Raw genomic sequence first — 11,233 nt, 5'->3', positions numbered from 1 at the left:
AGATGTCATGGCGGACGAAGATCGGCTGCGCGAATACCTGACGCGCGTCGTCGCCGAGCTGCAGCAGACCCGCCAACGGCTGCGCGAGGTCACCGCCGAGGAGTCCGAGCCGGTGGCGATCGTGGCGATGAGCTGCCGCTACCCGGGCGGCATCAGCTCGCCGGAGGAGCTCTGGGAGTTCGTCTCGTCCGGCGGGGACGCCATCGGCGACTTTCCCACCGACCGCGGCTGGGACCTGGACCGGCTCTACCACGCCGACCCGGACAACGCCGGCACCTCGTACACCACCGCCGGCGGGTTCCTGCGCGACGCGGGGCAGTTCGACGCTGCGCTCTTCGGCATCTCGCCGCGTGAGGCGGTCGCCATGGACCCGCAGCAGCGGCTGCTGCTGGAGGTCACCTGGGAGCTGTTCGAACGCGCCGGCATCGCCCCGCTGTCGCTGCGTGGCAGCCGCTCCGGCGTCTTCGTGGGCACCTCCGGGCAGGACTACGCCGCCGTGCTGCACCGGGCGCCCGGCGTCGAGGGGTACGTGCTGACCGGCACCGCCGCCAGTGTCGTGTCCGGTCGGCTGGCGTACACGTTCGGCCTCGAAGGCCCGTCGGTCACCGTGGACACCGCCTGCTCGTCGGCGTCGGTCGCCATCCATCTCGCCTGCCAGGCGCTGCGCCAGCGCGAGTGCGGCCTCGCCCTGGCCGGTGGCGCGACCGTGCTGGCCACCCCCGGCCCGTTCGTCGAGTTCTCCCGGCAGCGCGGCCTCGCCGCCGACGGCCGGTGCAAGTCGTTCGCCGCCTCCGCCGACGGCACCGGCTGGTCCGAGGGCGTCGGCATGCTGCTGCTGGAACGGCTCAGCGACGCCCGCCGCAACGGCCACCCCGTGCTCGGCGTCATCCGCAGCTCGGCGGTCAACTCCGACGGCGCGTCGAACGGCCTCACCGCCCCCAACGGCCCGTCCCAGCAGCGGGTCATCCGGCAAGCCCTGGCCGGCGCGAAGCTCACCCCCGACCTGGTCGACGTGGTGGAGGCGCACGGCACCGGCACCACCCTCGGCGATCCGATCGAGGCTCAGGCGCTGCTCGCCACGTACGGCCGGGAGCGGGGCGACGCCGCGCCGCTGCTGCTCGGCTCGATCAAGTCCAACATCGGGCACACCCAGGCCGCCGCCGGTATCGCCGGTGTGATCAAGATGGTGCTGGCGATGCGGCACGGCGTCGTGCCGGCCACCCTGCACGTCGACGAGCCCACCCCGCACGTGGACTGGGCCGCCGGCGCGGTCACCCTCGTCACCGAGGCCACGCCGTGGCCGGCCGTGGACCGGCCGCGCCGGGCCGCCGTCTCGTCGTTCGGGATGAGCGGCACCAACACCCACCTCATCCTCGAACAGCCCGAACCGGCCGGCGTCGAGGCGGACCACCCGGTGCCGCCCGCGCCCGCGCCGGTGCTGCTCACCGGCCGAACCCGCACCGCGCTGCGCCGCCAGGCCGAGCGCTGGTCGGCCTACGTCGCCGACGACGCGCACCTGCGCCCGGCCGACGTCGCCTGGACCTCGGCGGTCTCCCGCTCGCCCCTGGAGCACCGGGCGGTCGTGCTCGCCGACGACCGCGACGGCCTGCTCGCCGCGCTGCACGCCCTCGCCGACGACCGGCCCGCCCCCGGGCTGGTCACCGGCGCCGCCGCCGAACGCGGCGGGGTCGCGTTCCTGTTCTCCGGCCAGGGCGCCCAGCGCGCCGGCGCCGGCCGGGAGCTGTACGAGGCGTACCCGGTCTTCGCGGAGGCGCTCGACGAGGTCTGCGGCCACCTCGACCACCGGCTGCCCCGGCCGCTGAAGCCGCTGCTGTTCGCCGAGCCCGGCACCGCCGAGGCCGACCTGCTCGACCAGACCGTCTTCACCCAGGCCGCGCTGTTCGCCGTCGAGGTGGCGCTGCACCGGCTGCTCGGCTCCTGGGGCCTGGCCCCCGACATGGTCGCCGGGCACTCCGTCGGCGAGCTGACCGCCGCCCACGTGGCCGGCGTGCTCAGCCTCGACGACGCGTGCGCCCTCGTCGCCGCCCGGGGGCGGCTCATGCAGGACCTGCCCACCGGCGGCGCGATGCTCGCCGTGGCCGCCGACGAGGCCCGGGTCGCCGAGTCGATCGCCGCGCTGACCGGCCGGGTCGCCGTCGCCGCCGTCAACGGTCCCGACGCCGTCGTCGTCTCCGGCGACGCGGCGGCCATCGACGAGCTGGCGGAACTCTGGACCGGCCGGGAGGTGAAGGTGCGGCGGCTGCGGGTCAGCCACGCCTTCCACAGCCCGCTGATGGAGCCGATGCTCGCCGAGTTCGCTGCCGTCGCCGCCCGCCTCGACCTGCGCGCCCCCACCCTGCCGGTGGTGTCCAACGTGACCGGCGAGCTGGCCGACCCGGCGCAGCTCACCGACCCCGGCTACTGGGTGCGCCACGTCCGGGAGGCGGTCCGCTTCGCCGACGGCGTACGCGCCCTGCGCGCCCACGGCGTCGGCACCTTCGTGGAGGTCGGGCCGGACGCCGTGCTCACCGCCAGCGTCCAGGAGACCCTCGCCGGGATCGAGACCGACGCCGCCTCCGCCGTGGTGGTGCCGGTGCTGCGCCGGGACCGCCCGGACCGCCGTGCCCTGCTCGCCGCCCTCTCCCAACTGCATGTCGCCGGCACGCCGCCGCACTGGGCGGACGTCCTCGCCGGCCGGCCCGGCCGGCTCGTCGACCTGCCCACCTACCCGTTCGAGCGGCAGCACTACTGGGTGCCGGCCGAGGCGCCCGCCGACGACACCACGACGGGCGGGGCCGGCGCGCTCGACCGCCGGTTCTGGGCGGCCGTCGAACGCGCCGACCTCGACGCGCTGCGCGACACCCTCGCCGTCACCGACACCGCCGCCGCCGAGTCGCTGCGTACCCTGCTGCCCGTCCTCGCCGACTGGCGGCGGCAGCGGCAGGAACACTCGGTCCTCGACGGCTGGCGGTACCGGGAGGAATGGCAGGTGGCCCCCGAGCCCGCCCCCGCCCGGCTGGCCGGCACCTGGCTGCTGGCGCTGCCCGCCGACGACGCCGACGACCCGGTGGCGCAGGCCGTCCGGGCCGCGCTGACCGGCGCCGGCGCCGACGTGCTGCCGCTGACGGTGGAGCCGGACGCCGACCGGGCCGGCCTCGCGGCGGCCCTCGCCGGCACCGAGCCCGCCGGCGTCGTCTCCCTGCTCGCCGGGGAACCACGCACCGCCGACGGCACCGTCCTGCCCGGCCTGACCGCCACCCTCGCCCTCGTGCAGGCGCTCGGCGACGCCGGCGTGGCAGCGCCGCTGTGGCTGGTCACCCGGGGCGCGGTCGCCGCCGCCTCGTACGACCGGCTCGCCGACCCGGCGCAGGCCGCGATCTGGGGCCTCGGCCGGGTCGTCGGCGTCGAGGCGCCGCACCGCTGGGGCGGCCTGGTCGACCTGCCGTCCGACCCCGACGACCGGGCCGCCTTCCGGCTCGCCGCGATCCTCACCGGTTCGACCGGCGAGGACCAGCTCGCCGTGCGCGGCCCCGGCGTCTTCGCCCGCCGCCTCGTCCGCGCCGCCCTCGGCGACCGTCCGCCGGCGCGCCGGTTCACGCCCACCGGCACCGCCCTGGTCACCGGCGGCACCGGCGGGCTCGGGGCGCGCGCCGCCCGCTGGCTCGCCGCCGCCGGAGCCGAGCACGTCGTGCTGGTCAGCCGGCGCGGACCCGACGCCCCCGGCGCCGCCGAGCTGGAGGCCGAGCTGGCCGGCCTCGGGGCCCGGGTCACCGTCGCCGCCTGCGACATCGCCGACCGGGCCGCCCTCGCCGACCTGCTCGACCGGGTCGAGGCCGACGGCCCGCCGGTGCGCACCGTCGTGCACACCGCCGGCGTCGCGCAGGCCACCCCGCTGGCCGAGGTCACCCCCGCCGAGCTGGCCGGGGTGACAGTCGGCAAGACCGCCGGGGCCACCCACCTCGCCGACCTGCTCGCCGACCGGGAGCTGGACGCCTTCGTCGTCTACTCGTCCATCGCCGCCACCTGGGGCAGTGGCGGGCAGGCCGGGTACGCGGCCGGCAACGCCTACCTGGACGCGCTGGTGCGGCGGCGGCGCGCCGACGGCCGGGCCGGCACCGCCATCGCCTGGGGCCCATGGTCCGACGGCGGCATGCACGCCGCCGACGCCGAGCGGAACCTGCGCCGCCGGGGCCTGCCCGCCATGGACCCGGCCGTCGCCATGGCCGCGTTGCAGCAGGCCCTCGACCACGACGACGTCACAGTGACGGTGGCCGACGTGGACTGGACCCGGTTTGCCCCCGCGTACGCCTCCGCGCGCCGCCGGCCGCTGCTGGAGGGCGTACCGGAGGCGCGGGCCGCCCTCGACGGCGGCGCCGCGGCCGACGACGGCGACGACGGCCCGGCGGCCACGCTGCGCCGGCGCCTCGCCGCGCTGACCCCGGCCCGCCGCGAGGAGACCGTCGCCGACCTGGTCCGCGAACTCGCCGCCGACGTGCTCGGCCACGACGGCGGGGCTGCCGCCGTGGGCGCGACCACCGCGTTCCGCGACCTCGGCTTCGACTCGCTGACCGCCGTGGAGCTGCGCAACCGGCTCGTCGCCGCCACCGGGCAGGCGCTGCCCACCACCCTGGTCTTCGACCACCCCACCCCGGTGGTGCTGTCCCGCTTCCTGCTCGCCGGCCTCTTCGGCGCCGACGCCGGGGCGGCTCCCGTCGCTGTCCCGGCCGCCGTGGGCGACGACGAGCCGGTGGCCATCGTCGCCATGGCCTGCCGCTACCCCGGCGGCGTCGACGGCCCCGAACGGCTGTGGCGCCTCGTCGCCGACGGCGTCGACGCGATCGGCGACTTCCCGACCGACCGGGGCTGGGACCTCGACCGGCTCTACGACCCCGACCCGGCCAACCCCGGCACCACGTACGCCGACAAGGGCGGCTTCCTGCACGGGGCCGGCGAGTTCGATCCCGGTTTCTTCGGGATCTCGCCGCGCGAGGCGGCGGCGATGGATCCGCAGCAGCGGTTGCTGCTGGAGGTTTCGTGGGAGGCGGTCGAGCGGGCAGGGGTTGCGCCTGGGGTTCTGCGGGGTTCGCGAACAGGGGTGTTCGTGGGCACGAATGGTCAGGACTATGGGGCCCTGCTGATGGCTGCGGGGGAGCAGGCCGAAGGGTTCGGGGCCACGGGCAACGCCGCCAGTGTGGTGTCGGGCCGGGTGGCGTACGCGTTGGGGTTGGAGGGGCCGGCGGTGTCGGTGGACACGGCGTGTTCGTCGTCGCTTGTGGCGTTGCACCTGGCGGTGCAGTCGCTGCGGCGTGGCGAGTGCGACCTCGCCCTCGCCGGCGGCGTCACGGTCATGGCCACCCCCGGCACCTTCTTCGAGTTCTCCCGGCAGCGGGGCCTGGCGGCCGACGGCCGGTGCAAGGCGTTCGCGGCGGGTGCGGACGGCACGGGCTGGGGCGAGGGTGTGGGCGTGCTGCTGGTGGAGCGGCTGTCGGACGCGCGGCGCAACGGGCACCGGGTCCTGGCGGTGGTGCGTGGGTCGGCGGTCAACCAGGACGGCGCCTCGAACGGGCTGACCGCCCCGAACGGCCCGTCGCAGCAGCGGGTGATCCGCCAGGCCCTCGCGGGGGCCCGGCTGGGCAGCGCGGATGTCGACGTGGTCGAGGCGCACGGCACGGGCACGACGCTCGGTGACCCGATCGAGGCGCAGGCCCTGCTGGCGACCTACGGCCAGGACCGCGAGGGCGGCGAGCCGCTGCTGCTCGGCTCGATCAAGTCCAACATCGGCCACACGCAGGCCGCCTCGGGCGTCGCCGGTGTGATCAAGATGGTGCTGGCGATGCGGGAGGGCGTGGTACCGGCGACGTTGCACGTGGACGAGCCGTCGCCGCACATCGACTGGACCTCCGGCGCGGTGGAACTGGCCACGCAGTCGCGGCCCTGGCCGGTGGTGGACCGGCCGCGCCGGGCGGCGGTGTCGTCGTTCGGCATGTCCGGCACCAACGCCCACGTGATCATCGAACAGGCCGACGAGCCGCAGGCCGTGGCTGCCGCTCCGGCCGAGCAGGGCCCCGGGCTCGTTGCCTCCGACGTCGTGGTGTGGCCGCTGTCGGGACGTTCGAAGGGCGCCCTGACCGGCCAGGCGGCTCGCCTGGCGGAGTACGTGCGCGAGCACGGCGAGGTGGACGCGGCGGCGGTGGGCTGGTCCCTCGCCGCCACCCGGTCGACGTTCGACCAGCGGGCGGTCGTGGTCGGGTCGAGCGCGGAGGAGTTGCTGGCGGGGCTGGACGCCCTGGCGGCTGGTGCGCCGGCGGGGAACCTGGTCACGGGTACGGCCGTCGGGACGAGTGCGGTGTTCGTGTTCCCGGGTCAGGGTGCGCAGTCGGCGCGGATGGCGGCCGGCTTGGTGGGTCGGACGCCGGTGTTCGACGCGCGGTTGGCGGAGTGTCAGCGGGCCCTGGCCCCGTACCTGGACGTCGATCTGGTGTCGGTGTTGACGGGTGACGACGAGTCGTGGCTGGCGCGGGTCGAGGTCGTGCAGCCGGTGCTGTGGGCCGTGGGTATGGCCCTGGCGGCGGTGTGGCAGCACGCCGGGGTCACCCCGGCGGCGGTGGTCGGTCACTCGCAGGGCGAGATCGGCGCGGCGTGTGTGGCGGGGATTCTCTCCCTGGAGGACGCGGCGAAGGCGGTGGCGTTGCGGTCGCGGGCGCTGACGGTGCTGCGGGGCACGGGGACGATGGCGTCGGTGGACCTGTCGGCGGAGGCGGTGGCTGAGCGGCTGTCGGCGTTCCCGGGTGTCGGGGTGGCGGCGGTGAACGGTCCGTCGACGGTCGTGGTGTCGGGTCCGCCGCAGCCGGTTGCGGATCTGGTGGCGGCGTGTCAGGCCGACGGGGTGCGGGCGCGGTTGATCCCGGTGGACTACGCGTCGCACTCGGCGGCGGTGCAGGACGTCGCGGAGCAGTTGCGCGCGGACCTGGCCGACGTGAGCCCGCAGCCGGGGCACACTCGGCTCGTCTCGACGTTGACCGGTGACTGGGTCGAACCGTCCTCGATGGACGCCGGTTACTGGTACGACAACCTGCGGCAGACCGTGCAGTTCGACGCCGCCGTGCGCGTCGCTGTCGCCGCCGGGCACACCACGTTCATCGAGATCAGCCCCCACCCGGTGCTGACGATGCCGGTGACGGCGATCCTGGACGATGCCGGCGTCACCGGGCACACGCTGGGCAGCCTGCGGCGCGGTGACGACGACCCGACGCGGCTGCTGACCAACCTCGCCACCGCCCACGCGATCGGCCTGCCCGTCGACCTGACGGCCGTCCTCGCCGAGACCGACGTGGTGGCACTGCCCACCTACGCCTTCGAACGGGGACGCTACTGGCTGGACGCGCCCGCGCACCGCGTACGCGACGTCGGCTCGGCCGGCCTCCAGGACACCGGGCACCCGCTGCTCAGCGCGGCCGTACCCGTCGCCGACGACCGGGCGGTGGTGCTGACCGGGCGGCTGTCGGTGCGTACCCACCCGTGGCTGGCCGACCACGCCGTCGGCGGGGCGGTGATCGTCCCCGGCACCGGCGTCGTCGACATGGTGGTCCGGGCCGGCGACGAGGTCGACGCCGGCCAGGTGGGCGACCTGACGCTGATCAACCCGCTGGTGCTCCCCGCGACCGGCGCGGTGCAGGTGCAGGTACGAGTGGGCCCGCCCGCCGACACCGGCGAGCGGAGCGTCACCGTGCACTCCCGCCCCGAAGAGGACGCCGACGCCGAGTGGACCCGGCACGCCGAGGGACTCCTGCTGCCGCAGCCGCCCGCCCCGACCGCCGTACCGGGGCAGTGGCCGCCGGCCGACGCCGTCGAGGTCGACGCCGACCTGGACGCCTGGTACGCGCAGACGGCCGAGGGCGGCCTCGGCTACGGCCCCTCCTTCCGGGGGCTGCGCCGGGTGTGGCGCGGCGACGGCGAGGTCTACGCCGAGGTGGCCCTGCCCGAGGAGGCGAGCGCCGACGCGTCCCGCTTCGGGCTGCACCCGGCCCTGTTCGACGCGGCCCTCCAGGCCAGCGGCGTCACCGCCCTGCTCGGCGACGCGGCGGACACCTCGGGGGCGGGCTGGATGCCGTTCGCCTTCCGCTCGGTCGCCCTGCACGCCCACGGCGCCACCCGGCTGCGGGCGCGGCTGCGCCCGCTCGGCCCGGACACCGTCGCGGTCACGCTCGCCGACACCGCCGGCCAGCCGGTCGCCACCGTCGAGTCGCTGACGTTCCGCCCGGTCGCCGCGGGCCGGGCCGACGAGGCCGCCGCCCTGCGCCGCACGTCGGTGTTCCACCTGGACTGGACGCCGTTGACGGACACCGGGGCGGCGGCCGGGGAGGCCCGCTGGGCGCTGCTCGGCGACGACCCCCTCGGCCTCGCCGGGGCGCTCGCCGCCGCCGGGCACCCGGTGCGGTCCCACGCCGACCTGGCGGCGCTGATCGCCGAGATCGGGGAGTCCGGGGACGTACCCGATGTGGTGCTGGACCTGCGCTCCGGCGCGGAGCCGGACCCGCAGCGGGCCGGTGAGGCCGCGCACGACGCGGCCCGCGACGCCCTCGCGCTGGTGCGGCAGTGGTTGGGCGAACCCCGGCTGGAGCGGTCCCGGCTCGTGCTGCACACCCGGGGCGCGGTCGGCGCGGCCCCGGGCGAGGCCCCCTGCGACCTGGCCCGGGCGACCCTGTGGGGGCTGGTCCGCTCGGCGCAGTCCGAGCACCCCGGCCGGTTCACGCTGCTCGACACCGACGACGCCGCCGCCTCCCTGGCGGCCGTCCCGGCGGCCGTCGCCTCCGGCGAGCCGCAGCTCGCGCTGCGCGACGGCGCGCCGCTCGTGCCCCGGCTGGCCCGGGCCCGCGACGCCGGTGTGTTGCCGCTGCCCGCCGACGAGGTGCCGTGGCGCCTCGACGTCACCGAAAAGGGCACGCTGGAGAACCTCGCCCTGCTACCCGGTCCCGAGGCGGGCGGGGAACTGCCGGCGGGCCACGTCCTGGTCGGGATGCGCGCCTCCGGGCTGAACTTCCGCGACGTGGTGCTGGCCCTCGGCATGGTCCCCGACCAGGAGGTGCTGGGCAACGAGGGCGCCGGCGTGGTGCTCGGCGTGGGGCCGGGCGTCGCCGACCTCGCCCCCGGCGACCGGGTGATGGGCATCTTCTCCGGCTCGTTCGCCTCGGCGGCGGTCACCGACCGCCGGCTGGTCACCCGCATCCCCGACGGCTGGTCCTACACCGACGCCGCCGCCGTGCCCGTGGTCTTCCTGACCGCCTGGTACGGGCTGGTGGAGCTGGCCCGGCTGCGCGCGGGCGAGTCCGTGCTCGTGCACGCGGCGGCCGGCGGCGTGGGCATGGCCGCCGTGCAGATCGCCCGCCACCTCGGCGCGGAGGTCTACGGCACGGCCGGCCCCGGCAAGTGGCCGGCGCTGCGCGACACCGGCTTCGACGACGCGCACCTCGCCTCCTCCCGCAGCCTCGACTTCGCCGACGAGTTCGCCCACCGCACCGGCGGGCGGGGCGTCGACGTGGTGCTCAACGCCCTGCGCGGCGAGTACGTCGACGCGTCGCTGCGGCTGCTCGCCGACGGCGGCCGGTTCGTCGAGATGGGCAAGACCGACAAGCGGGACCCGCGGCGGGTCGCCGCCGACCATCCGGGCGTCAGCTACCAGGTCTTCGATCTCATCGAGGCCGGCCCGGAGAAGATCGGCGCGATGCTGGGCGAGCTGATGGCGCTTTTCGCCGCCGGTGCGCTGCGGCCCCTGCCCCGGCGCACCTGGGACGTCCGGCGCGCCCCCGAGGCGTTCCGCTTCCTCAGCCAGGCCCGGCACGTCGGCAAGCTGGCCCTGAGCATTCCGCAGGCGCCCCGGCTCGACGGCACGGTCCTGGTCTCCGGGGCGACCGGCACCCTCGGCGCGCTGCTCTGCCGGCACCTGGTCACCGCGCACGGCGCCCGGCAGCTGCTGCTGGTCAGCCGGCGCGGCCCGGACGCCGAGGGCGCCGACGAACTGCTCGCCGACCTGAAGGCGCTCGGCGCGGACGTGTCGATCGTCGCCGCCGACCTGGCCGACCCGGACGCCGTGGCGGACGTGCTGTCCATGGTGGACCGGCGGCACCCGCTGCGCGCCGTCGTGCACGCCGCCGGCGTCCTCGACGACGCCACCGTCGAGTCGCTCACCCCCGACCGCCTCGCCGCGGTGCTGCGGCCCAAGGTCGACGTGGCGTGGAACCTGCACCGGGCCACCCTCGGCCACGACCTGAGCGCGTTCGTGCTCTTCTCCGCCGCCGCCGGCGTGTTCGGCGGTCCGGGCCAGGGCAACTACGCCGCCGGCAACGCGTTCCTCGACGCGCTGGCGGAGCACCGGCGGGCCCTCGGCCTGCCGGCGGTCGCGCTGGCGTGGGGCCGCTGGGCACAGGCCAGCGGCATGACGGGCCACCTCGACTCGGCCGACATCCGCCGCCTCGACCGGGGCGGCATGGCGGCGCTCTCCGACGCCGAGGGGCTCGCCCTGTTCGACGCCCTCTGGCGCTCGGAGCGGGCGACAATCATGCCCGCCAAGATCGCCACCGGCGTGGCCGCGCCCGGGTCGCCCGTACACCCGCTGCTGACCAACCTGGTCCGCGCCGCCGGCCGCCGGGCCGCGGCCGGCGAGGCCGCCGACGGGCAGGCGTACGCCGAGACGCTGCGCGCCCTGCCCGACGACAAGCGGGTACGCGCCCTGCGCGACCTGGTGCTGGCGCACGTGGCGGTCGTTCTCGGCCACGGCGACCCGGCCGGCATCGAGCCGACCCGCGCGTTCCGGGAACTCGGCTTCGACTCGCTGACCGCCGTGGAGCTGCGCAACCGGCTCGGCGCGGCCACCGGGCTGCGGTTGCCGGCGACGCTGGTCTTCGACAACCCGACGCCCGAGGCGCTCGCCGTCCACCTGGCCGGGCAGTTCGCCCCGGTGAGCCCGGCCGGCGAGCCGTCGGCGGCGGGCCGGGAACTCGACCGGCTGGAGGCGGCGCTCGTCGGGCTGGACCCGGCCGACGACGAGTTCCGCCGGATCACCGACCGGCTGCACGGCCTGCTGGGCCGGCTGACCGAGCGGCAGGCGGACGCGGACGGCGACGACGACCTGGAGTCGGCCACCGCCGAGAACATCTTCGACCTGATCGACCGCGAGCTGGAGACGTCGTGACCACCAGCCGCAACGACATCGGCATGCCGAGTGAGGTAGGTCCAC

At 76.6% G+C, this 11,233-nt stretch carries 1 protein-coding gene; it reads left to right on the top strand.

Going from position 1 to position 11,233, the window contains the following annotated elements:
- Positions 1 to 7 precede the first annotated feature (7 nt).
- Positions 8 to 11,188, top strand: coding sequence for a type I polyketide synthase (locus PVK74_RS10330; protein ID WP_274478940.1), 11,181 nt, complete (start codon positions 8 to 10; stop codon positions 11,186 to 11,188).
- Positions 11,189 to 11,233 lie beyond the last annotated feature (45 nt).

This window comes from Micromonospora chalcea, assembly GCF_028768405.1.
Taxonomy (GTDB): Bacteria; Actinomycetota; Actinomycetes; order Mycobacteriales; family Micromonosporaceae; genus Micromonospora; species Micromonospora chalcea.
This window is presented reverse-complemented; position numbering and strand designations above follow the sequence as displayed.